Here is a 24,007-nt window from a genome sequence, read left to right as displayed (position 1 = left end):
AACCAACCATGGGTTTATTTAGCTTTGGAAAGAAGAAAAAGAAACAGACTGAGAATCAGGAGGCAAGCGGCTTCATAGGCTTTGTGCTTTTGTCCGAACCATCCTGGGACAGGGAGCAGTTCGTAAAGGATCTTAAGAAAGACTGGGACATCGACGCCGCGCCGGCCATCGATGACGAAGAGGATGAAAAATACAGGGATATCCTCGTTCTGGAGCTGGACGGGATGCGCCTGGCTGTCAGCTTTATGGATATGCCGGTTCCCAATGGAGAGGCGGAAACATATGCGGCAGCTAATTACATGTGGCCCGATGCTGTTGAGACGACCAAAAAACATAAAGCGCAGATCCTGGTTGCAGTGCTTGGAGAGGACGCCGGCCCGTTTGAACGCGGCAAACTGTTTACCAAGGCGGTCTCCTCCTGTCTGAACCAGGAACATGCCGTGGCTGTGTACACGGATGGAGCCGTATTTCAGCCTGAATTTTACCGCGACTTTTCGATGATGATGAAGGACGGGACGCTTCCTGTCATGAACTGGGTATGGTTTGGGATCCACCGGGACAAGAAACAGGCCGGGATCTATACTTATGGCATGAAGAAATTTGGCCGGGACGAGATCGAGGTCTATACGGACACGGAACAAGCAGACTTCAATGAGATCCACAGCTTCATGCTGGACATCGTCACCTATATTCTGGAAAGCGACGTCACCTTAAATGACGGAGAGACCATAGGCTTTACTGAAGACCAGAAGCTGCCGATCACGCGTAGCAAAGGAATCGCCCTGGATGGCCAGACCTTAAAGATCGGATATGGAAATTGAATCCGGCAGATCATTTTACCAAAAAGAATCAGAGAAAATCCAGTGAGGAATTCCATATGAACAAGCCAGATATACCAAACTGCCCCATAACCGGGGATCACAGTCAAAAAGCAAAAGCATATTTTCTGGAAGGTTACAACTGCGCCCAATCCGTCCTTTTGGCCTTCCATGAGGAACTTGGGCTGGACAAAGACACAGCGGCGCGTATGGCCTCCTCCTTCGGCGGAGGGATGGGACGCCTGCGTGAAGTCTGCGGCGCTATCAGCGGCATGTTTCTTGCCGCAGGGCTTTTCTACGGCTACAGTGACCCCAGAGACACCGAAGGAAAAAAAGCCCAGTACGAGCGCGTCCAGGCGCTGGCAACGGACTTCCGTGACAAGAACGGCAGCATTGTGTGCCGGGAGCTTCTGGGGCTGGACCACCATGTCGATGCCCCTACTCCCTCCGCCCGCACCGCCGCCTACTATAAAAAACGTCCCTGCGCGGAGCTGGTGGCTGACGCCGCAGGGATCCTGGAGGCTATGATTCTGGAAGCCATGATCTAAAAGGCCGGGACAAATGCCCCGGCCGCAGATGCTAAAGCTGTTTCCTCACGATCATATACTCATCACCCAGACGATAATAAGGACAGTTGAAAAAACGATCTGACAAAAACCGCACCATCTCATCCTCATCTAAGTCCATGCCGCAGGTATAACATTCATAATCATCATCATACTCATAATACATACAGCTCTCACAGTTGGACTGCTGTTTTTCTTTCATATATCCCATTCCTTTCCAGCGCTAAAAAATCTACGCCTGCGGGCTCTGTGCCAGACGGACCTCCAGGCGCTTCGTCACCTTCCGGTTATACCACAGTGACAATACGCTGCCGGTCACCCAGCCCACCGGCCAGGAGAGCCACACGCCCGTCACGCCAAAGAACCCTGCAAACACAAACGACAAGACCACTCTCAATACCAGATCCGAGAAGGTCGCCACCATAAATTCCTTCATGGAGCCGGAACCGCGCAGCACCCCATCTGATACCAGCTTCATCGCCACCACAATGTAGAACGGTGAGACGATCCGCAAAAACTCCACGCCGGTCTGCATCGCCACGGTGCTGTCCTCCTTCATGAACAGGGACATCATCTGGCTGCCGAACCCAAAGAACGCCACAAGAAACGGCACCGTCAGGATGATCCCCAGCTTTACGCCGCCTTTCATTCCCTCTTTCACCCGTTCGACCTTCCCGGCGCCGATATTCTGCGCCGTAAAGCTGGAAATACCATTCCCCAGGGTAGTGAAACTGGTGAGTGTAAATGTATTCAGCTTCACCGCCGCCGAATATCCCGCGATAACGGAAGAACCAAAGGAGTTGATCAGTCCCTGAACAAAGATATTTCCGATGGAGATAAAGCTCTGCTGCAGGATACTGGGTACTGCGATCAGGCTGATGCGCCCCAGCATTTCCATGGAAAACACCACCGGCTTTTTCTCGGTCTTCACGCTCCTTAACCGGACCACCATCGTGACAAGCGCCAGCACACAGGCGATCCCCTGCGCGATAAAGGTCGCCCACGCCACACCAGCCACGCCCCAGCCAAATCCCGCCACGAACCAGTAGTCCAGCACGATATTGCCGAGGGAAGAACCGATCAGAAAATACAGCGGCGTTTTGGAATCCCCAAGGGATGTGAAGATCCCGGTCGCCACATTATATAAAAACAGAAACAAAAATCCGGCTATATAAATCCTCAGATACAGATCTCCGGACGAAAAAATATTCTCCGGGGTCTGGATCATGCGCATCAGCCCGCGGCTTCCCAAAAGTCCCGCGATCGTCAGGATCACCGACAAAGCAGTCGCTGATATCAGGGTCGTATAGACTGCCGTCTTCATCTGGTCATACCGCTTTGCCCCGAAAAACTGGGAGATCACCACGGAACAACCGATATTACTCCCCACAGCGATAGCCATGAAGATCATGGTGATCGGGTAGGAAGCCCCTACCGCTGCCAGCGCATCCTCCCCGGCGAACTTACCGGCGATCACGCTGTCTGCAATATTGTAGAGCTGCTGGAATATAACGCTGATGAACATTGGAACGGTGAATCTCCATAACAGGTTTTGTGGATTTCCTTCTGTCAAGTCTCGTATCATGTGTTTTGTCCTCTCATCCTATTGATTCCCCTCAAACCCCTCATGAATTATAGCACTTTTGAAAAATTCTGCAATCACTTTTCATGCGACCGTGATCGCCTTCTGAAGGGTAAGGGAATAGATCACCTTCTCTTTGACCGGCTTTCCCGTCATCTGCTCAAGCGCCCGCTCATAATAATCCAGCTGTTTTTTATAATGCTCCACCAGGGTCTCTTCCCGGCTGATCTTATCTGTCTTATAGTCCATCAGCACCAGACCTTCTTCCTCTTCGAAGAACGCATCGATAATACCCTGGATCACCACCAGCTCGTCTGAATCCCCGGCTCCCATATCCCGCGCGGGTATTCCCATAACAAACTGCTGCTCCTTGTGAAGCCGCCCTTTGGCCTGCGCCCGCTTCATGCGCTGCCCAAACTCCGAGGAAAGGAAGGTCCAGACGGCGCTGCTGTCGATCAGACCGCAGCTCTCCGCCGTCATCTGATCTCGTTCCACCATCCGGGCAAGGTACGCCTCCACGTCCGCCTGGCTCTCCATCTGGTCGAAAGGCAGCAGCTCCATGACCCGGTGATACGCCGTACCTCTCGCCGCACCGGCGCCTCCGTCCGGGGCAATATCACTGTAAGATATGGATTCCTCCTGCTTTCCGGCATTCTCCCACCGCTTTGTAAGCCATTCCTCCCAGTCGGGCGTCAATGGGCCTTCCATGCAGACGCTCTCCGCCTCATCGGTCATCTGTCCCTGCTTTTTAAGCTCCGACACGGACATCTTGGTGTGCAGCCGGATATCCGCCGCATAAGGATAGGAAAAACCCAGATGCCGCTCCAGCTGCCGGCGGTAAGCGCCGTCATACTCCCTCTCCGTGTCAAGCCCCAGCAAACGTTCTCTCGACTGTCTTGTCTGGATCTGCCTTACCATCTCGCCGCCCACAATCTCTTCAACCGGCACCTCTGTCATACGGATGCGCGCCTGACCGCCGCTTAAACACATCAGGATCCAGTCCAGATACGAGCCTGCGGTAGCCAGAATGGTATAGGGGATCTGTCCGTCCACAACCGGGACCTGTGCATGCTTCTCCAGATTCTTTGCCAGATAGCGGTCCGTTCCGGTCATGATAAGCTGCTCCTTTGCACGGGTCATCGCCACATAAAGCACCCGCAGCTCCTCCCCCAGATTGTCCAGCTCCATCTTCCGGCGCAGGGCATTCTTTTTTAAGGTTGTGGTCTTCAGCCGGTTCTCTATATCCAGGTAATCTGTCCCGATCCCCAGCTCCGGATCGATCAGTATCTTCCCGTATACATCCTGCCGGTTGAACTTCTTTCCCATCCCGGCCAGGAACACAATCGGAAACTCCAGGCCCTTACTCTTATGGATGCTCATGATCCGTACCGTGTTATCCTCTTCCCCGACCGTCACAGCCTCACCAAAATCCGTATGATACTTCTTCAGTTTTTCAATATACCGGACAAAATGGAACAGTCCCTTGTAGCTGGTCTGTTCATAATCCGCGGCCTTCTCCACCAGCATGTCCAGGTTTGCCTTTCTGGTCTCCCCGGCAGGCATGGCCGCAACATAATGGTAATAGCCGGTCTCTCCGTAAAGCCCATAGATCAGCTCATGGATCGGAAGATAGGTGCTCTGCATGCGGAAGTGTTCCAGCATGCGCTTAAAATCCTTCAGCTTCCGGACCGTTGCTCCGTCGGTCCCAGCCTCCTGACCGGCGGTTCCTGCCATTTCGCCGTTTCCTTCAGACGATTCCTCATGAGACAACAGATAATACCGGACCGCTCCATACAGCCCCCGGTCCTGCCCTTTATCGGCGCAGGATCGGTATTTCGCCATAACCTGCGCAAGCTCTTTGTCCGTCAGTCCCACGACCGGCGATTTCAGGACCGCCGCCAGGGGAATATCCTGCATGGGATTATCTATAACAGACAAAAGGCTTAAGACCGTCTCCACCTCCAGCGTGTTAAAATACCCCATCCGTGACTCCGCAAAAGCAGGGATTCCTTCATTCATCAGCACGGACAACAGAGTTTCCGTCCATCCGGCGGCGCTGCGAAGAAGGATGACGATATCCCGGTATTCTGCAATCCGGTACCCCCCGCAACCGTTTAAGCGCTTATCCCAGACCAGCATTCCGTGCTCTGTATCCGTCAGCTCCCGGATCCTTCCGGCTATGAGCTTCGCCTCCAGTTCCTTCGCCGTATAATCTGCCGCATCCTCATCCATCTGAGAAAGCGCAGCATCCCCCGTATCCATCACAAGCAGCTCCGGGATCCCGGCCAGACGTTTCCCCGGATCATCCGGGCGGCGCTCTGCGCAGTCCTGTGCTTCCTCCACCTGCCCGGGAGACTCCGGCTCCGGGAATTTCGCTCCCGGATGCAGCGCAGCATCCTCCGTATAGCGGATGCTCCCGAGATTCTCCGTCATGATCTTATAAAATACATCGTTGATCCCGGAAAGCACCTGCTCCCGGCTTCGGAAATTCTGGTGCAGCTCAATCTTTTTGCAGCCTCCGTCCCCCTCATCGTACGGCTCGTAGGTATCATATTTTTCCAGAAACAGCTCGGGCCTTGCGAGACGGAATTTGTAGATGCTCTGTTTCACATCCCCCACCATAAATACGTTGTTCCTGCCAAACCGCTCCCTCGATACTGCATGGAGAAGGGCCTCCTGCACCAGGTTGCTGTCCTGGTATTCATCCACCAGCACTTCCTCAAACTGCTGGCTCAGTTCGTCTGCCGCTTCCGTGTACACCGTCTTTCCATCTTCCTGGCGCATCAGCACCTTCAGCGTCTCGTGCTCCAGGTCATTGAAATCCACCAGGTTCCGCTCCCGCTTCTTTTCCTGGTAACGGCTGGCAAACTCCTCCGTCAGATCTAAGAGCACGGCCACCGCCTCACTGGTGCCCTCTAAGTCCTGCATCATCTCCTGGGGCGGCGCAAAGCAGTAAAGCTCCCGCATCTTGCCCACAGCCTTCTTTACCCGGTCGCGGCACCCGGTCACATAAGACTTTTTCTCCGGGTCCACCTCCTTGCTCCGGACTGTCGCCAACCTGTCCCAGGCAATCTGGGCGAGACAGCCGTACAGGGCTTCAAAATCCGGCGCCCCGCAGACCAGGTCAAGCTGGCGGGCATCCTGGGTGAGCATGGGCGCATAAGCGCACAAGAATTCGTCTTCCTGGCACACCAGGAGCGCATCCGTAATCTGAAGCTTCAGCTCTGACGCCTGCCGCTTTATGTCCTCCATGAGAAACTCCATCCAGGCACAGTCCATGGAAAATCCAGCGGACAGCTCCTGGCGGCACTGGGCGATCCACTGTTCCGGATAAGGATTGCTCTGGGAAAAGGTATACACCTGCATGATATAATCCTCTATCCCCGCGTCCCCCTTCCCCTGGGCATAGGTCTCCACAAACCGTTCAAACCGCGTATCCTTTAAGTCATAGCGGTCCTCCAGCATTTCCTGCATCACATCGCCCCGCAGCAAAAGCAGCTCGCCCTCATCCCCGATCTTAAAGGCGGGGTCCAGATCCAGCAGATTGAAATGCTCCCTTATGACATTCAGGCAAAAACTGTCGATGGTCGTGATATGGGCATGATGGACCAGGGTCTCCTGGATCTGCAGGTGCGCATTCTCCGGGTCCCCGTTCAATTTTTCTTCAATGGCAGCGCCAATCCGTTCCCGCATCTCCGCAGCCGCCGCATTGGTAAAGGTCATCACCAGCAGCCGGTCGATATCCAGAGGATGCTCTCCTTCCGTCACCATACGGATGATCCGCTCCACCAGCACGGCGGTCTTTCCGCTGCCCGCCGCGGCGCTGACCAGCAGGTTCTTCCCACGGCTCTCGATGACCTGCTGCTCTCTTTCGTCCAGTTTACTGATCTTGCTGACATAATTCCTCCCAGATCTCTTCTGTTTTCCTGTTCTTCCATCTCCGGTAATCATACCCGGCAGTCTTTTTGTCAAATCCGCACACCGCATGGTACGGGCAGTAATCACAGGCAGTCCGCTGCCCGCTCTTGTACGGCACTGCGCCAACCTCCCCGTCTAATATCTCCCGTCCGGCAGTCTTCAGCTTCTCATGGACAAAACGGCGCAGATATTCAAACCGCTCCCGGCTGGCGACGGAGGATTTCCCTTCCTGCACGGCATCATCCTTTAACACCACCGGGATAATATCGGATTCTTTTTCAATGGTATTGTCCAGATGATGGATGGCATCCAGCTCACTGTTGATCAAGCCGTTCATCTTCAGCTGGCGCAGGATCTGTGCATTGATGGACTCCTGATCCGTCTGTCTTGATTTCTGGATCATCGGGTCAGCGATATTGTAATAGAGGATTCCCGCAGGGACCACCTCCTTATCCGGATAGCTGCGGCCGGTCAGCTCCATCACCGCGTCCATGTACACCACAAGCTGGAGCTGGAGGCCATAGTACAGAGCCAGCAGATCGAAGGATGTGCTGCCGGATTTGTAGTCGATGATCTTTACGTATACCTGATCTTCATCCTGGCATAAGTCCATGCGGTCGACCCTTCCCTTAAGGTGCAGGGATTCGTGATCCGACAGGGCGATCTTCATGGCTTCCAGATTGTCCGCAGCGGAAAATGACACCTCAAAGCCGGCGGGGGTAAAGTCCCCTCGTTTGATCTGCTGCTGCAATGCCCAGATGGTCCGTTGGGTAATATTCTCCACTCTGCGGGCAAGATAGGCGTTTCGCGCGGTACTGTTTAAAATGGTATTGCCGTAATCCGAGGTCACCTGCTCCACACACTGTTTTACCAGTCCGGTCCGCTCTGCGTCGGTGATAGACCTCCAGTCACGCCCTTCCTCCTCCACCTTCCTAAAGCATAAGTCGATGGAGTCGTGGAACAGGTTGCCAATATCCGCCGCCGCCAGCTCAAACCGCTGCCGCTCAGAAAGCTCCAGCCCGTATTTCAGAAAATGGGCGTAAGCGCAGGCTGCATACTGCTCAAGCCTGGTCACGCTGCCGCTCAAGATATTGCCGTAGAGCGCCTGCGCCACCGCATGTCCAATGCCCTGCTTTTCATATACATAAAAGGCCGCGTCCACCAGACGACGGGCTTCCCTTTTGTACTCCTCCGAGGTGCAGAACCACTTATACAGTTCTAAAAACTGCGCTTCCGGCTGCGGCCTTGTGCCAGGCTCCGTCCCGTCCTCCGTCTGCTGTCCTGCGTCTGATCCCGATCCCCAGTCAGGCGTAAGGCCTCCGTCCCGGTACTGCCTCAGTCCGCCGATCAGCTGCTGTCTGGCCTCCACGACCGTGTAGGCTGCGCTCTCCCCACTTTTTTCAGCCTCCCGGCATTTTAACCGGGGAAAGATCTTTTTCAGTTCTCCGATCAGATAGGACGGCCTCCTGCTCTTCCCGTCATTTCCCACAATGGAAAAGGACACCACCAGCTTCTTTGAAGGCTTTGTCATCATCAGATACAGGTAAAACCTCTGCTGGAAGCTCTCCTCCCTGGCGGTCGGCGCCAGCTCCAGCTGGTGCTCCCCGAAAAACTCCCGCTCCCGGTCAGACAAAAGACTCCCGCCATCCTTCCTCGCGGGCACAATGCCGTCATTCACGCCCACAAAAAACAGCGCCTTTACATGAGCCAGACGGGACCGGGTGATATCCCCGACCACAACCCGGTCCACGGTCGCCGGTATCACTCCTACAGAAAGCTCTGCAAATCCCGCATCCAGGATCTCCATAAATTCTCTCCGTCCCACCTTCTCCTCGCCAAGCAGCTCCGAAAGGCGCTCAAAAAGCTCCTCCACCAGACCGTATACCTGTCCATACTCCTTGGCCAGCCGGAACTGCCGGATGCCGGCAAAATACTCCCGGTACGCCTGCAGCTTCTCCTCCACACCACAGTCCGCGAGAAGCTGCCGGACCGCCTGCACCATCACAGCGATGGTGACATGCTCCTGCCGGAATGCATCCTGCATGGCAAACAGCGGAGCCATAGTCTGGTCCTTATAGGCATTTAACTCCGCCAGGTTTAACCCCGCCGCCCCCCGGTAGGTCCTCTCCCAGGTCTCCCGCCAGCGTTTGCCGCCGCGGATACCCAGTGCGATCACGTAATTTTCCAGACGGTCCGTCATCTCCCGGTCACGGCTCACCAGCCCGGTGCGGAGAAAACGGAACACGCTCTCATAATCAAAATCCCGCCGCACCGCCTCAAGGGCAGCCCGGATCAGCTCCACCATCGGGTTGTCCAGGATATTCTTCTTATCATCCAGGAAATACGGGATCTCGCTCTGCTCGAACTGGTGAGCGATCTCCTTCCCATAGCCGCTTAAATCCCCGGTTATCACCGCGATATCCCGGTACTTAAGCCCCTCCTCCCGAAGAAGCTTTTGGATCCTGTGGACCACGCAGGCCACCTCGCCGGATGGGTTCACCGCCTGATAAAGCTCCAGGCTCCCATCCATCTCCCCGGTATAGCTGCCGCGCCCATAGCGGAACAGCCTCTTTTCCAGGAATGCCAGCTCGCCGCCCTCCGGGAACCGTCCTGCCTGTGCCTTCTCCCCTTCCGCTCCGCACCGGTCATGGCGGGCAGTTTTTTCCATCTGGATATCATCGAGCTTCTCTATATTATTCTTCTCTGCCAGTTCTGAGAGCCTTACGGTCATCTGGCGGCTCATGTAAAACAGGTTCTGGACTCCCATGGACCGGTACATGGATATCTCCGGGTCTGCCGTCACCGTCACCACTACCTGCCTGGCATATACCATAAACAGCTCGGCCAGCCGGTACTGTACCGGCGTAAAGCCTGTATATCCGTCCAGAGCGATCACGCTGTTCTTCAGCAGTCCAGAATCCGGAATGACCTTGCAGAGAATATCCAGCACCTGCTCGCTGACCACCCCGTTCTCATAATGCTCCCTGATATAATCCTGGAAAGCGGTAAACACCACTGATAAATCCTCCAGCTTCTGCTTCAGCAGCGGACTTCCCGCAAGGGGCGCCATTTCCCGCAGGGTGTCCGGCGTGATCCCGTACTGATAGAACTCCGAGAGCTGGGACTTCATCTGGTTGATGAATCCAGTCTGGCTTAAATGACCGGAGAAAAGGCCCAGCTTCTTTTTCTGGGCCGCCGCCACCTTCCGCAGCACCATGGACTTGCCCATATCGTCCAGAACCTGCAGCTTTGCCACTGCCAGCTCCTCAAAGATCCGGTAGGCCAGACGGTTAAAGCTGACAATGTCAATATTCATCGTGCCATGCCCCGGATGCGCCGATACAATATCCTTCTGCGCCTGCATGGTGAACTGCTCCGGCACGATCAGAAAATACTGCCGGTCCGGATGCTCTATAGAAGAACGAATGATCTTATCATATAAAAAGGTGGTCTTACCCGAGCCAGAACCACCCAGAATCAACTGTAAAGACATATTGCTGCCCCTTTCCAATACTGATAATAAGTAGTATATCATAAAAACGAGAACCGGAGAATAGATTATAACAAACATGCACGGAGGTCTCCCATGAGTTCCAAAACAAAAATCGTTGTACTGCGAATGAAAGAAATCATATATACCGCCATTTTTATCGGTCTTGGCATACTGCTGGTCACACTGCTCTTCATCATGTTCCGTCCAAAGAAAGATGCACCTGCCGCCTCCGACCAGGTTCTCTACATACCCGGCGTCTATTCTGCGTCCCTGACCCTCGGCTCCCAGGAAGTAAATGTAGAGGTAGCGGTAGATTCTGACCACATCTCCTCCATCTCCATGGTGCCCTTAAGTGATTCGGTCGCCACCATGTACCCGCTGGTGCAGCCGTCCTTACAGAGTCTGACAAAACAGATCTGCGACACCCAGTCCTTAGAGAACCTGACCTACTCCGAGGATGCCCGTTACACCTCGCAGGTACTGATCCAGGCCATAGAGAAAGCCCTGAAAAAGGCAGAAGTAAAGTGACCATAAAAAGAGGGCGCCGCCTGACCACCTGTATAAGGTGATAAAGCGGTACCCTCAGCTTATGTCTGTTTATCTTATTCAGCCTTGTCTTCTGGTCCAACCCAGCCAGCTTCGCCTGCTAAAGTTTCCAGCCGGTCTTCTTTCGGCTCTGCCGCGCTGCCCTCATCCTCCGGCTGCGCCGCCCCGCCGTCTGCGATCTCCTGTTTCGCTTCCATGGTCTCCGCTTCCAGCTTCTCAGCCGCAGTCAGATCCTGCACCGGCTCCGGGATGCCCTTGCAGCGCCGGAATATCTCCATAAACTCTTTGCCGGTGATGGTCTCCTTCTCGATCAGGAACTCTGCGATCTGATCCATGACCTCCCGGTTCTCAGAGAGGAGGCGTTTGGCCTCGTCGTAGGATTCCTTTAAGATCCTCATGACCTCATCATCCACTTCCGCAGCCGTGGCGTCACCGCACTGCATCACCATACGTCCCGTCAGGTACTGGTCCTCCTGGGTCGCAAGACCCATAAGCCCGAACTTCTCGGACATGCCGTACTGGGTCACCATGGCGCGGGCCAGCCTGGTCGCCTTTTCAATATCATTGGCAGCGCCTGTTGTCACAGTGTCAAACACGATCTCCTCAGCAGCACGGCCTGCCAGACAGCCCACCAGCATCGCCTGGAGTTCCTTTTTGCTGTTTAAGTATTTTTCTTCCTCCGGGACATGCATCACATATCCCAACGCACCCATGGTCCGGGGTACAATGGTGATCTTCTGTACCGGCTCCGCATCCTTCTGCAGGGCGCTCACCAGTGCATGACCCACCTCGTGGTAGGAAACGATCCGGCGTTCTTCCTTGTTCAGCACGCGGTCCTTTTTCTCCTTGCCCACCAGCACCACTTCCACGGCCTCGAATAAGTCCTTCTGGCACACAGCGCTCCGTCCCTGCTTGACTGCAAGGATGGCCGCCTCGTTGATCATATTGGCAAGGTCGGAACCCACTGCCCCGGAAGTCGCCAGGGCGATCGCATCTAAGTCCACCGTATCATCCATCGCCACATTCTTGGAGTGCACCTTCAGGATATCCACACGTCCTTTCAGATCCGGTTTATCCACGATGATGCGCCGGTCAAAGCGTCCCGGACGCAGAAGGGCTGGATCTAAGACCTCCGGCCGGTTGGTGGCAGCCAGCATCAAAAGCCCCTTTGAGGAATCCATACCATCCATCTCCGAGAGCAGCTGGTTTAAGGTCTGCTGCTGTTCAGTATCACTGCCGCCGTATCCGCTGCGGCTTCGTCCAATGGAGTCCACCTCATCGATAAAGATGATGCACGGAGCCGTCTGCTGCGCCTGCTTAAACAGATTGCGGACACGGGATGCGCCCACGCCCACATACAGCTCCATAAAATCCGAACCGGACAGGAAATAAAACGGCACCTGCGCCTCTCCCGCCACGGCCTTTGCAAGCAGGGTCTTACCGGTTCCAGGCGGTCCCACAAGCAGAGCGCCCTTGGGCAGCTTTGCCCCAATATGGGTGTATTTCCCCGGATTGTGCAGGAAATCCACCAGCTCCACCAGGGATTCCTTCGCCTCATCCTGACCAGCCACATCTGCAAAGGTCACGCCGGTCTCCTTCTGCATATAGACCTTGGCGTTGCTCTTGCCCACACCGCCCATGCGCTTCATCATAAAGTTCATGAAAATGACGATAAATACAAATGGCAGCACCAGTCCCAGTATGGACTCCAGCATGGCTGTGGTATCCTGACGCTCCCGTTTTACCTCCACTCCGTTGCCGAGGAGACGGTCCGCCAGGCGGTAATCCCGCTCCATGGGGATCGTGTAGGTCTTGATCGCCGGGTTGAATTTATCGGATTCTTCCTTATACTGGATATCGATCTGGGCATTCCGCACAGTGACAGACGCCACCTCGCCCTGTTCCACTTCCTGAACAAACTGGTCGTAGCTGATCTCCTTCTGGCTCCGGTCGCTCATGTAATTCTTCATCATGGTCGCCGCAAAAAGCGTGATCATTGCGGCAAACAGCATGATCACAAGCTGATTCTTTGGGAATTTATTATTATTGCCGTTATCCCCCGGCTGGTTGTTTGCATTATTATCCATATTGGGTAATTTCTCCTGTTCCTCTTGTATCCATTGGCTGTTTTACACAACTATTCCTCATTATACTGGGTGTCCTGAAAGAAATCAAGGAAACTCCTCTTAAAAATATTAAAATTTTAAAAAGTTCTGGATTTCCGCAGCATGGGATTGTATAATGGACGGGTTATTTTTTTTGCAACTGTTCACACTATCAGGTATCATCCCCATACGAAAAGGAGGTTTCAAAATTTATGCCAGTAAAATATGTCTTCGTCACAGGCGGCGTTGTATCCGGTCTGGGCAAGGGAATCACTGCTGCATCCTTGGGCCGCCTCTTAAAAGCGCGCGGCTACAAAGTCACCATGCAGAAATTCGACCCATACTTAAACATCGACCCGGGCACCATGAACCCGGTCCAGCACGGTGAAGTGTTCGTCACGGACGACGGCGCCGAAACAGACTTGGATCTTGGACATTATGAGCGCTTCATCGATGAGAGCCTGACCCGGAATTCCAACGTGACCGCCGGCAAGGTATACTGGAACGTGCTCCAGAAGGAACGCCGCGGAGACTTCGGCGGAGGCACCGTACAGGTAATCCCCCACATTACCAACGAGATCAAGAGCCGGTTCCACCGCAACTACTCCACCACCGAAACAGAGATCGCCATCATCGAGGTGGGCGGCACAGTCGGCGACATTGAGAGCCAGCCGTTTCTGGAAGCGATCCGCCAGTTCCAGCATGAGGTCGGCCGTGATAACGCCATTCTGATCCACGTGACCCTCATTCCCTATCTGAGAGCATCCGGAGAATTAAAGACAAAACCCACCCAGGCAAGCGTAAAGGATCTGCAGGGAATGGGGATCTGGCCGGATATCCTTGTCTGCCGCAGCGAGCTTCCGTTGGACGACAGCATCCGCAGCAAGATCGCCCTGTTCTGCAATGTACCCCCAACCCACGTGCTCCAGAATCTTGACGTGGACGTGCTCTATGAGGCCCCCCTTGCCATGGAGGAAGAACATCTGGCGGAGGTGGCCTGTGAGTGCTTAAAGCTGGACTGCCCGAAGCCGGATCTCACGGACTGGCGCGCCATGATCGATGCCTGGAAGCATCCTCAGGATGAAGTCACCGTGGCTTTGGTCGGCAAATACATCCAGCTTCACGACGCCTATATCTCCGTGGTCGAAGCCTTAAAGCACGGAGCTGTTGCAAACCATGTAAACGTCAATATCAGATGGGTGGATTCGGAGGAACTCACCTTAGAAAACGCAGAGGAGCTGCTTGGCGGCGTGAGCGGGATCCTGGTACCCGGCGGCTTTGGTTCCCGCGGAATTGACGGAAAACTCATCGCCATCCGCTATGCCCGTGAACGCGGCATCCCATTTTTAGGACTGTGCCTGGGCATGCAGCTATCCATCGTAGAATTTGCGCGTGATGTAGCAGGCCTTGCCGACGCCCACAGCTCCGAGCTGGACCCGGGCACCTCCCATCCCGTCATTCATCTGATGCCGGACCAGAACGGCGTTGAGGATATCGGCGGAACCTTAAGGCTCGGCTCCTATCCCTGTATCCTGGATAAAACCTCCAAAGCCTATAAGCTGTATGGGGAGGAGACCATCCATGAACGCCACCGCCACCGCTATGAAGTCAACAACGATTACCGTGCCGTCCTGGAAGAAAACGGAATGATGCTTTCCGGCATCTCTCCCGACGGAAGGATTGTAGAGATGGTTGAGATTCCTTCCCACCCATGGTTTATGGCAACCCAGGCCCATCCGGAGCTAAAATCCAGGCCTAACCGCCCCCATCCTCTTTTTCGCGGATTTATAGAAGCGGCTGTCAAAAACCGCTGACATGTTTTATCCAGCAGGACCGGCTTTACACAGGCCGGTCCTGTTTTATATCCGCCCTGTTTCTATATTTGCAGAAATGCTCCGTCTTAATACATCTATTTTCACTTCATTTCTAATATTTCAAGTTATATTTGTATTGACATTTTTTCTCAACAAGATTATAATTGATAATAGTTATCATTATTAATTGTTTCATACGAAAGAGAGGGCTTTTTATGTCAAAGCATTTATTTTCCGACATCCGCATCCCGGTATCAGACTCCAATCCATCCATTTTCCGCCACGAGGACTTATGTGTCAAATGTGGGCAGTGCCGCCGCGTGTGCGAGGAAAGCGTTGTGGTGGGAAAGCTCTACGATCTGTTAAAGACCGGTGACGAACCGATCTGCATCCATTGCGGACAGTGCACCAACGTATGTCCGGTCAATTCCCTGACAGAGCGCGAGGAATACCTCCAGGTCAGGGCTGCCATAAAAGATCCGGAATCCATCGTCATCTTTTCAACCTCCCCTTCCGTCCGTGTAGGCCTTGGAGAGGCCTTTGGCATGCCAAACGGCAGTTTCGTGGAGGGAAAGATGGTCGCCGCCCTCCGCGCCCTGGGTGCAGACTATGTCCTGGACACCAATTTTGCTGCGGATATGACCATTATGGAGGAAGCCTCCGAGCTGGTCTCCCGCGTTACGAAGGGAAGCGCTCCTCTGCCCCAGTTCACCAGCTGCTGCCCGGCGTGGGTCAAGTTTGTGGAGACCTTTTATCCGGAGCTTACGGGCCATATCTCCTCGGCGAAGAGCCCCATCGGCATGCAGGGGCCGACCATCAAGACCTACTTTGCAAAGCAGATGGGCATTGATCCGAAAAAGATCGTGAATGTAGCGCTGACCCCATGCACCGCCAAAAAGTTCGAGATCCGCCGGGACGAGATGAACGCCAGCGGAACCTTCCACGGCGACGAATCCATGCGGGATATGGACTATGTGATCACCACCAGAGAGCTGGCAAAATGGATGAAAGAAGAAGGATTGAACCTTGCGTCCTTAAAGGACAGCTCCTACGACCCGCTGATGGGAGAGGCCTCCGGCGCAGGCGTGATCTTCGGCAATACCGGAGGCGTCATGGAAGCCGCTGCCCGCACCGCATATTTCCTGATCACAGGGGAGAATCCGCCAAAGGATTTCTATACCCTGCTGCCGCTGCGCGGCGTAGACGATGTACGGACCGCCGAGGTTACCATAGCAGGAAAAACCCTGCGCATTGCAGTCATCCACGAGATCCGCAATGCCGTCCCAGTTCTGGAGCAGCTTAAAAACGGAAACTGCCCTTATGATTTTATCGAAGTCATGACCTGCCGCGGCGGCTGCATCGGCGGAGGCGGACAGCCCAAAACCGAAGTGCCCATGACCGACTCGGTCCGCTTCTCCCGCATTGCATCCCTCTATAACCGGGATCTGGACATGCCCCTGCGCTTAAGCCACGAAAATACGGAGATTCAAAAACTGTACCGGGAATTTTATGGAGAACCCTTAGGCGAGCTTGCCGAACAGATGCTTCACACCGTTTATCAAGACCGCAGCAGCGACCTGGGCAGATAAACCAGTTTTCTATACATAAGAATACCATCACCACCTCATACTATTCATGAGGTGGTGATAATTTATGCTGATACAAGGACCAGAGGGAGCCGAAAGAAGAAAGGCCCCAGTAAGGGAACCTGACAAAACCCCGAAAAAAGAGCCGGTGCGGGAACCGGCTACCGAACCGTTCAAGAACGACCCGTACGGCTTCGACGATCCGGATTATCTGGACATCAAGGCCTGCTCCGCCACAGACTGTACAGGTCTGATCCCGGCGCTTCCGCAGACGGATTCGGAGATGGAATCTTACGCCCAGGTGTACCATTATCCGGGAGACATTTTTCACGATTGACCGGGACCAAAACCCGGCAGGCTATTCTGCAAAAACATCCGGCAGAAAGGATCATCTTCCCGCCGGATGTTTTTCTGCCCATCCTCATGCCGCACTACGCTTTTGTAATATCCCCCAGGATCTCCTTTTCTGCAAACAGCGCCGTCGCACCGCCCGTGTGCCAGAATACCACCGTGCTGCCCTTTTCTACCCTGCCGGACCGGATATGGTCCAGCATACCGGCAAATGCCTTTCCGGTATAGACCGGATCTACAAACAGGCCTTCCTCCCGCGCCAGAAGCCGGATCGCTTCGCTGGCAGCCTCGTTGGGAATCTCATACCCCGGCAGATAATACCCCAAGTCCGTATGGATATCCTCATGTGCATCCACCCTTACATCCTCCGCACCGATCAGGGCCAGGCTGCGGTTCGCCAGATCCGCACACCTCGCCGGATACCCGTCATCCTTAAAGCTCACGTTGATCGAAATAATCTCCGCATCCGAACCTGTGAGCTTCCGTCCCGCGTGCAGGCCGGCCATGGTTCCGCCGGTACCGGTGCCATGGAATATATAGTCCGCATGGATGCCCGCTGCCTCCAGCTGTTCCTCCAGCTCCACATACCCGTCAATAAAACCCACGCTTCCCACATCGCTGGCTCCGCCCATCGGCACTTCATAGCAGCGGTGCCCCTCTGCCTCCAGTCTGGCCATATGTTCCCGGGCCAGCACAAAGGAACGTTCTTCCGCGTCCTCCTCCGTCTCGCCCGCCTCGATCTCCACAATATGTACCTCCGCCCCCAGGATCTTATCCAGCAAAAGATTGGACCGCACATCCGCCTCATCCGGCTTTACGATCGCCACCAGATAGATCACCGGCTTCAGGCCGCGCCTGCGGCAGGCGCATACGGTCTGCATGGCATGGTTGGACTGGGTGGCCCCAAATGTGAACACATACTCGCAGCCCCTGGCCTCCGCATCGCCGATCAGATACTCCAGCTTCCGTATCTTGTTGCCGCCAAACAAACTGATCCCGGTAAAATCATCCCGTTTGATATACAGCTCCACGCCCAGCTGCTCTGACAGGCGGTCCAGCCTGTGCAGCGGCGTAGGGAAAAATCCCAGCTGCACTTTGGGCAGCCCTGCCAGCAATGTTCTCGCTCTCCCGGTCTGAATGCTCATACCTTTTCTCCTCCTATCCCATAATCGCCGCGCTTCAAAAGCTTTCTCAAGTAAGCAAATGTTTTGCGCTCACCCTTATCCTTCAGCATTTTAAGGATCTTCTCCAGCTCCGCCTTGGTCTCCGGATTCATGACTCCCTCCAGATAGGGCTGCTCATGTAAATAATATTCCCATGCAGCCGCATCCGTGTAATCCTTTCCGCGGTAAACCCTGGATGCCGCGATCCGGTCCATCACCATCTCCACCAGATAGCACACCGGCATCCGGCAGCCCACTAACCCCTTGCTGGTTTTGGAAAAATCAATCCAGTATTCAAAATGGTGCTTGTTGCGCCCCTTGTGGTGCAGCCATGCAGTGGAATAGCCCTTTTCATCCCGCTCCGCAGCGTTAGGGCTCCTGGTACCCTGATAGTACCGGACGCCGGTCAAAAACTCCGCCGGACTGTATTTTGACAGATCATGCAAAAGCCCCTGGCGGTAAAGTCCCACCCGGAAGCAGTTTTGCATCACCAGCAGTTTGTGTTCTGTGATCGTCACCAGATGGCGCCACGCCTTGTTTCCATCCATGTCATACCTCCTGTCAAAGCAGAGCCATAAGCTTCTGCCATATCTTTTAAGTTTATCACAACTCCCCTGCGGATACTAGATTTTTTGTACTTTTTTCTTTATTTCCTTATTTTGTTAAAAAATGCTTTTTTATCCAGAAAACCGTTTGACACCACCCTCTTTCTATGCTATTCTTAGGGCAGTTGCCGAAGCGGCAATAAATTCTATTTTTTTATGGACTTTGGAGGTAGTATCATGAACAAAGGTACAGTTAAGTGGTTTAACAACCAGAAGGGCTACGGTTTCATCAGCGACGAGCAGGGCAACGACGTATTTGTGCACTTCTCCGGTCTCGAGATGGACGGCTACAAGACGCTTGAAGAAGGCGCGCAGGTTCAGTTTGAGGTAACAGAAGGTGCAAAGGGCCCGCAGGCCATTCATGTGACCACACTGTAATTCAGATATCCTGACCACAAAACAGCCATCAGGTTTTCCTGACGGCTGTTTTTCATTGCAGTATTTCTCTCATGCTGACCGTTTAAAAGCCGCATGATCCTACTTGATCCAGGGCTTTAAGGAAGTCCCGATCGTCCCCTCCGGCATATCCAGACCAAAATTATCCGTGATCGTAGCTCCCACCGCCGCAAAGGTATCGGTTTCCGGCAGCGGTCCGCTTCCCTCCAGGGACTTAGAATAGATGAGTAACGGCACTTTTTCCCTGGTGTGGTCGGTCCCCGTATAGGTCGGATCGTTGCCATGGTCCGCCGTGATCATCAGCAGGTCGTCTTCTCCCAGTTCCTCAAGAAGTACTCCCAGCTTCTCATCAAACCGCTCCAGCTCCTCTGCATATCCTTTTGGATCACGCCGGTGCCCCCAGAGTGCGTCAAAATCAACCAGGTTCACAAAGCAGACGCCGTGAAACGGTCTCTTCGCGATCTCGATCGTCTGCTCCATCCCATGCACAGAGCTGTCGGAATGCAGCGCCTCCGTGATCCCGCAGCCGGCAAAAATATCATTGATCTTCCCGACTGAGATCACATCCAGCCCATGATCCTTCAACGCATCCAGGGCGGTCTTTCCAAAAGGCTCCACCGCATAGTCGTGGCGGTTGCTGGTCCGCTTAAATTCCCCGCGCTTCTTACCCACATAAGGGCGCGCAATGACACGGCCCACCTTCCACTCATCCCTCATGGTCAATTCCCTGGCAATCTCACAGCAGCGGTACAGTTCCTTTAGATCAAAGGTCTCCTCATTCCCGCAGATCTGCAGCACGGAGTCCGCCGATGTATATACGATCATATGCCCCGTCGCAATCTCTTCCTCCGCAAGTTCATCCAGGATCGCCGTACCGCTGGAGCTTTTGTTGCCGATGACCTTGTGTCCCGTGCGCCGTTCCAGTTCTGCGATCAGCTCCGGCGGAAACCCGGTCTCTGTAAAGGTGATAAACGGCTTCTCCGTCCGAAGGCCCATCAGCTCCCAGTGGCCGGTCATGGTATCCTTGCCGCGGCTCTTCTCACTCAGCTTCGTATAATATCCCAGCGGATACTCCGCCGGCGCCACCTGCTTTAACGGATGAAGATTGGCCAGGCCCAGCCTTTGCAGGTTTGGTATCTTAAAGGTATCCACGCTCTGGGATATATGTCCCAGAGTATCGCTTCCCACATCGTTATAATCCTCCGCATCCGCAGCGGCACCGGCCCCCAGGGAATCGATGACGATCACAAACACGCGTTTAAATGCTTTTTCTGCCATGCTTACATGCTCCTCTCTAAGTTTGCCGGTCCAAATCCCATCGGAAGCAGCTCCTTCAACCGGAATTCCCGACAGTGTTCTTCGTCCACAGCCAGGATGATACGGAACGTATCAGGATCACAAAATTCCATCATTACCTGTCGGCAGACGCCGCAGGGCGCGGTATAATCCGTAAGGACACCGTCTGGCCCGCCCACGATGCAGATTGCCTCAAATTCCCGTTTTCCTTCACTGACCGCTTTAAAAAATGCGGTCCGCTCTGCACAGTTGGTCGGGGTATAGGCGGCATTTTCAATATTGCATCCCTGATAGACCGCGCCGTCCTTTGTGAGCAGCGCCGCTCCTACTCGAAAGCCTGAGTAGGGGGAATAAGACCGTCCCATCGCCTCAATTGCCATACGGATCAAAGTTTCTCTATCCATCGCCTGCCTCCTCTCTGTTCCAGTTTCCGGTTCCGTATTTGCTTCCTCTGTGGTAAACCTCAGTCCTTCTTTTCCTGTACCAGCTTCACCATCCGGCTGGTTCCCAGCCGGTGCGCTCCCAGCTCAAGAAACTTCCCCGCATCCTCCAGGCTGCTGATGCCGCCCGCCGCCTTCATCTTCACTCCGCTCCCCACATGGGCCGCAAACAGGGCAATATCAGCAAAGGTAGCCCCTGCCTTTGAAAACCCGGTGGAGGTCTTGATATAATCTGCGCCTGCGTCCGTCACCAACTGGCACATGCGGATCTTCTCTTCGTCTGTCAGCAGGCAGGTCTCGATGATCACCTTTAAGATCTTTTCCCCGCAGACCGCTTTTAAACTGCGGATCTCCTGTTCCACCAGATCATAACGTCCATCCTTGACCCACCCCAGGTTGATGACCATATCGATCTCATCCGCGCCGTTTGCCAGGGCATCCTTTGTCTCATACTCCTTCACCGCCGTGGTGTTATAACCGTTGGGGAAACCGATGACCGTACAGACTGCCATCTTATCTCCCACGTATTCCTTCGCCTGCTTTACGTAGGACGGCGGGATGCAGACAGACGCAGTGCCGTATTCCACCGCCTCATCACATAAATTCCGGATATCCTCCCACACAGCGGTCTGTCCAAGCTGTGTATGGTCTACATACTGAAGCATCTCTCTTACTTCCATATTCTATTCTCCTCTTCACATTTCACTCTCAAAAAACGCCTGCATCACGCTCTGGCCCCATCCTCCCGGATCAGGATACGGATGGCCTCCACCGCCGTGCGGATAGCCGCGTCCGTATCATGGATCACCGGATTCTCAAGACCAGCCTTCGCCCTCTCCTGGTTCGCCATCACCAACAGCACAGATCCGGCCCTGGCCTTTAAATAATCCGCTACGATAAAAACTGCCGCCGATTCCATCTCCGACGCCTTGCAGCCCAGCCTCACCCAGGCATCCCATTTTGCCGTCAGCTCATACCCGACCGGCTTGGTCTCCGGGGAATGCTGTCCGTAAAACGAATCCTTGCACTGTACGACTCCCACATGATGGGGCAGCCCCAGGTTCACCGCAGCCTGTTTGAGGGCCGTCGTCACATCAAAGTCCGGCACCGCGGGAAATTCGATGGGCGCATACTCCTTACTGGTCCCCTCCATGCGGATAGCTCCATTTGCCACCACCAGATCACCGCTCTTCACATCAAGATCCATACCGCCGCTGGTACCGACCCGGATAAAAGTATCTGCGCCGCACTGGAACAGCTCCTCCATGGCGATCGCCGCCGAAGGCCCGCCGATCCCGGTGGAAGTCACGCTGACCTTCACTCCGTCCAGGGTTCCCGTATAAGTCACATACTCCCTGCTGTCGGCAACCAGGACAGGATCCTCAAAATACTTTGCGATTTTCTCACACCGCTTCGGGTCACCCGGCAGGATCACATACCTTCCCACTTCGCCTTTGCCCACCTGGATATGATACAGCTTCTCTTCATGTTCCGAATAATTGATCATATGCTCCACCTCCAGCTTCTATTTTGCCTTTTCCAGCAATTCCTTCAATTCCTCTACTTCAAACGGATAATGCCGGCTGCAGAAATGACAGTTCACCTCAATGGTCTTTCCCTCGTCGATCATATCCTGAAGCTCATGCCTGCCTACGCTGATCAGGGCTTTCTCAATCCGCTCCTTAGAACAGTTGCAGGTAAACTGCGCCGGTATCCGGTCCAGGATCTCCAGCCCAAAATCTCCCAGGATATACTCAAGGATCTCCTCCGGCGTCATCCCCCGGTCCAGAAGGTCCGTAACAGAGGTGATCTCTCCCAGTCTTTTTTCCAGCCCGGATATCATCTCCTCCGAAGCCCCCGGCAGCAGCTGAAGGATAAATCCCCCCGCCTGCCGCACTGTGTTTTCCCGGTTCATCAGCACGCCCAGCGCCACACTGGACGGCGTCTGTTCCGAGGTTGCAAAGTAATAGGTCAGATCCTCTGCGATCTCTCCGGTCACCAGGATCGTCTGCCCCACGTATGGCTCCTTCAGTCCGATGTCCTTGATCACGCTGAGCACTCCGATCCCCAGTGCGCCGCCCACATCCAGCTTGCCCTTCTCATTGGGCGGCAGCAGCACCTCCGGGTTAAACACATAGCCCTTTACATTGCCTTTGGAGTCCGCAGTCACCGTCAGTCCCTGGATTGGCCCGTCTCCTTCTATCTTAAGGGTTAAAAGATCCTTCTCCCCCTTCATCATCACACCCATCATAGCGCCGGCCGTCAAAAGCCGTCCTAACGCCGCCGTCGCCACCGGACTGGTATTGTGCGCGCTGCGCGCAAATTCCACCAATTCCCTTGTGGTGGCGGCAAATGCACGGATCTGCCCGTCTGCTGCCGTCGCCCTGATCATATAATCTGACATGCTGTATTCCCTCCTGATATATCGATTCTGTTATTCTGTGTTTCTGTATTTCTATGTTTCCGTGTTTCTGTCATCACAGTACTCCTGTGGTCCGGCTCAAGCGTGTCACGCGCGTTTCCCATGTTCCCGCGCCACAAAATACACGCGCTCACTGTCCTCCCGCGGCGGCTCTTTTGTAAACGCATCATACAATGCCACGAGCTCCAGCCCCGCAGCTTGGATCGCCTGCATCACCGTCTCCAGCGCATAGGCGCGCTGGTAGTGGGTCTCCTCATATTTCTGGTAGCGGCCATCCTCCTGACGGATAAACAGGGTCAGATCATATTCATTGACCATCTCCTCCTCATCATAGAAGTTTTCCCAGATAAAGCTCCCTTCCTCCCGGTTCTCTGCGATCGTCTGCTCTCCCAACTCCACCTGATATTTATATAAAGTGTTCAGATCGAAAATAAATACTCCGCCCGGGTCCAGATAATTGTTGACAAGCTTAAAGACCCGGACCAGATCCTCATATTCCATCAGATAATTCATGGAATCGCAGATGCTCACAACAGCCCGGACCGTACCATAAAGCTCAAACTCCCGCATATCCTGGTTTAGATAGAGGATGCTTCCCGGAACTCCATCCCCCTGCCCCACCTGCTTTTCCATGGCGATCTCCAGCATCTCATCCGACAGATCCACACCGATCATGTCATAACCCCGCGCCGCCAAAAGCCTGGTCAGCGTGCCTGTGCCGCAGCCAAGATCCAGCACCAGGCCGTCGCGGACCCCGTACTCCTCTAAAAGCCCGGTCAGATAGACGCACCACTCCTCATAGGGAATGTTGTCCATAAACATATCATATACTTCTGCAAATCCTGTATATGCATCCATGACATTTCCTTTCTTCCATCCGCATATTCCACTCTGCATTCACCAGCA

Annotated in this window: 20 protein-coding genes; 7 read left to right on the top strand and 13 right to left on the bottom strand. The window is 54.2% G+C overall.

The annotated features are described in order from the left end of the window. The first annotated feature begins 8 nt into the window (after positions 1-8). Both AB1I67_RS11535 and AB1I67_RS11530 read left to right on the top strand, forming a co-directional pair. A complete protein-coding gene (locus AB1I67_RS11535; RefSeq protein ID WP_367030017.1) occupies positions 9-821 on the top strand; it encodes a DUF4261 domain-containing protein in 813 nt (270 codons plus the stop codon). Between the two features lie 56 nt (positions 822-877). Next, positions 878-1,366: a C-GCAxxG-C-C family protein gene (locus AB1I67_RS11530; RefSeq protein WP_367030016.1), complete on the top strand. Its 489-nt coding sequence runs from the start codon at positions 878-880 to the stop codon at positions 1,364-1,366. 31 nt (positions 1,367-1,397) lie between these two features. Here the strand turns inward: AB1I67_RS11530 and AB1I67_RS11525 are convergent, their stop codons facing one another. From AB1I67_RS11525 to AB1I67_RS11510, 4 genes are all read right to left on the bottom strand, one after another. After that, on the bottom strand, positions 1,398-1,586 hold the full coding sequence (locus AB1I67_RS11525; protein WP_367030015.1) for a DUF6472 family protein: 189 nt from the start codon (positions 1,584-1,586) through the stop codon (positions 1,398-1,400). Between the two features lie 30 nt (positions 1,587-1,616). Continuing rightward, complete coding sequence (locus AB1I67_RS11520; protein ID WP_367030014.1) at positions 1,617-2,909, bottom strand: MATE family efflux transporter; 1,293 nt, start codon at positions 2,907-2,909, stop codon at positions 1,617-1,619. 141 nt (positions 2,910-3,050) lie between these two features. Further along, positions 3,051-6,938 (bottom strand): helicase-exonuclease AddAB subunit AddA, encoded by a 3,888-nt coding sequence (gene addA / locus AB1I67_RS11515; protein ID WP_367030013.1) that lies wholly within the window; start codon positions 6,936-6,938, stop codon positions 3,051-3,053. Further along, positions 6,847-10,377 (bottom strand): PD-(D/E)XK nuclease family protein, encoded by a 3,531-nt coding sequence (locus tag AB1I67_RS11510; protein ID WP_367030012.1) that lies wholly within the window; start codon positions 10,375-10,377, stop codon positions 6,847-6,849. The genes addA and AB1I67_RS11510 overlap by 92 nt, the downstream gene beginning before the upstream one ends. A 93-nt stretch (positions 10,378-10,470) precedes the next feature. Between AB1I67_RS11510 and AB1I67_RS11505 the strand changes: the two genes are divergently transcribed. Then, positions 10,471-10,905 (top strand): hypothetical protein, encoded by a 435-nt coding sequence (locus AB1I67_RS11505; protein WP_367030011.1) that lies wholly within the window; start codon positions 10,471-10,473, stop codon positions 10,903-10,905. Positions 10,906-10,979: 74 nt separating this feature from the next. On the opposite strand, the gene ftsH is transcribed toward AB1I67_RS11505, so the two are convergent. After that, the gene (ftsH, locus tag AB1I67_RS11500; protein ID WP_367030010.1) at positions 10,980-13,010 is read right to left on the bottom strand and encodes an ATP-dependent zinc metalloprotease FtsH; all 2,031 of its coding nucleotides are present in this window, start codon (positions 13,008-13,010) and stop codon (positions 10,980-10,982) included. Positions 13,011-13,240: 230 nt separating this feature from the next. Here ftsH and AB1I67_RS11495 point away from each other — a divergent pair, with 230 nt between their 5' ends. The 3 genes from AB1I67_RS11495 to AB1I67_RS11485 all read left to right on the top strand — a co-directional run bounded on the left by AB1I67_RS11495 (position 13,241) and on the right by AB1I67_RS11485 (position 16,765). Then, the gene (locus tag AB1I67_RS11495) at positions 13,241-14,842 is read left to right on the top strand and encodes a CTP synthase (protein ID WP_367030009.1); all 1,602 of its coding nucleotides are present in this window, start codon (positions 13,241-13,243) and stop codon (positions 14,840-14,842) included. A gap of 215 nt (positions 14,843-15,057) precedes the next feature. Further along, positions 15,058-16,431 (top strand): [FeFe] hydrogenase, group A, encoded by a 1,374-nt coding sequence (locus AB1I67_RS11490; protein WP_367030008.1) that lies wholly within the window; start codon positions 15,058-15,060, stop codon positions 16,429-16,431. 64 nt (positions 16,432-16,495) lie between these two features. Beyond that, entirely contained in the window at positions 16,496-16,765 is a 270-nt protein-coding gene (locus tag AB1I67_RS11485; RefSeq protein ID WP_367030007.1) for a hypothetical protein, read from the top strand. Between the two features lie 94 nt (positions 16,766-16,859). On the opposite strand, the gene AB1I67_RS11480 is transcribed toward AB1I67_RS11485, so the two are convergent. Beyond that, positions 16,860-17,924, bottom strand: coding sequence for a D-cysteine desulfhydrase family protein (locus AB1I67_RS11480; protein ID WP_367030006.1), 1,065 nt, complete (start codon positions 17,922-17,924; stop codon positions 16,860-16,862). Then, the gene (locus tag AB1I67_RS11475; protein ID WP_367030005.1) at positions 17,921-18,490 is read right to left on the bottom strand and encodes a DUF5662 family protein; all 570 of its coding nucleotides are present in this window, start codon (positions 18,488-18,490) and stop codon (positions 17,921-17,923) included. The genes AB1I67_RS11480 and AB1I67_RS11475 overlap by 4 nt, the downstream gene beginning before the upstream one ends. A 234-nt stretch (positions 18,491-18,724) precedes the next feature. Between AB1I67_RS11475 and AB1I67_RS11470 the strand changes: the two genes are divergently transcribed. Beyond that, a complete protein-coding gene (locus tag AB1I67_RS11470; protein ID WP_367030004.1) occupies positions 18,725-18,925 on the top strand; it encodes a cold-shock protein in 201 nt (66 codons plus the stop codon). 99 nt (positions 18,926-19,024) lie between these two features. Here the strand turns inward: AB1I67_RS11470 and AB1I67_RS11465 are convergent, their stop codons facing one another. From AB1I67_RS11465 to AB1I67_RS11440, 6 genes are all read right to left on the bottom strand, one after another. Further along, the gene (locus tag AB1I67_RS11465; RefSeq protein ID WP_367030003.1) at positions 19,025-20,221 is read right to left on the bottom strand and encodes a phosphopentomutase; all 1,197 of its coding nucleotides are present in this window, start codon (positions 20,219-20,221) and stop codon (positions 19,025-19,027) included. 2 nt (positions 20,222-20,223) lie between these two features. Then, the gene (locus AB1I67_RS11460) at positions 20,224-20,706 is read right to left on the bottom strand and encodes a cytidine deaminase (RefSeq protein WP_367032609.1); all 483 of its coding nucleotides are present in this window, start codon (positions 20,704-20,706) and stop codon (positions 20,224-20,226) included. Beyond that, positions 20,703-21,359 carry a deoxyribose-phosphate aldolase gene (gene deoC, locus AB1I67_RS11455; protein ID WP_367030002.1) on the bottom strand — a complete coding sequence of 219 codons (657 nt, stop codon included), beginning with the start codon at positions 21,357-21,359 and terminating at the stop codon, positions 20,703-20,705. Before deoC ends, AB1I67_RS11460 begins: the two co-directional genes overlap by 4 nt. A 44-nt stretch (positions 21,360-21,403) precedes the next feature. After that, entirely contained in the window at positions 21,404-22,183 is a 780-nt protein-coding gene (udp, locus tag AB1I67_RS11450) for a uridine phosphorylase (protein ID WP_367032608.1), read from the bottom strand. Between the two features lie 21 nt (positions 22,184-22,204). Then, on the bottom strand, positions 22,205-23,083 hold the full coding sequence (hslO, locus tag AB1I67_RS11445) for an Hsp33 family molecular chaperone HslO (RefSeq protein ID WP_367030001.1): 879 nt from the start codon (positions 23,081-23,083) through the stop codon (positions 22,205-22,207). Between the two features lie 105 nt (positions 23,084-23,188). Beyond that, positions 23,189-23,959: a class I SAM-dependent methyltransferase gene (locus tag AB1I67_RS11440; RefSeq protein WP_367030000.1), complete on the bottom strand. Its 771-nt coding sequence runs from the start codon at positions 23,957-23,959 to the stop codon at positions 23,189-23,191. Positions 23,960-24,007 lie beyond the last annotated feature (48 nt).

Origin of the sequence: Clostridium sp. AN503 (assembly GCF_040719375.1) — a bacterium.
Lineage (GTDB): Bacteria > Bacillota > Clostridia > Lachnospirales > Lachnospiraceae > Brotaphodocola.
The sequence above is the reverse complement of the archived record's forward strand: the minus strand, read 5'-3'. Positions and strand labels throughout refer to the sequence as shown.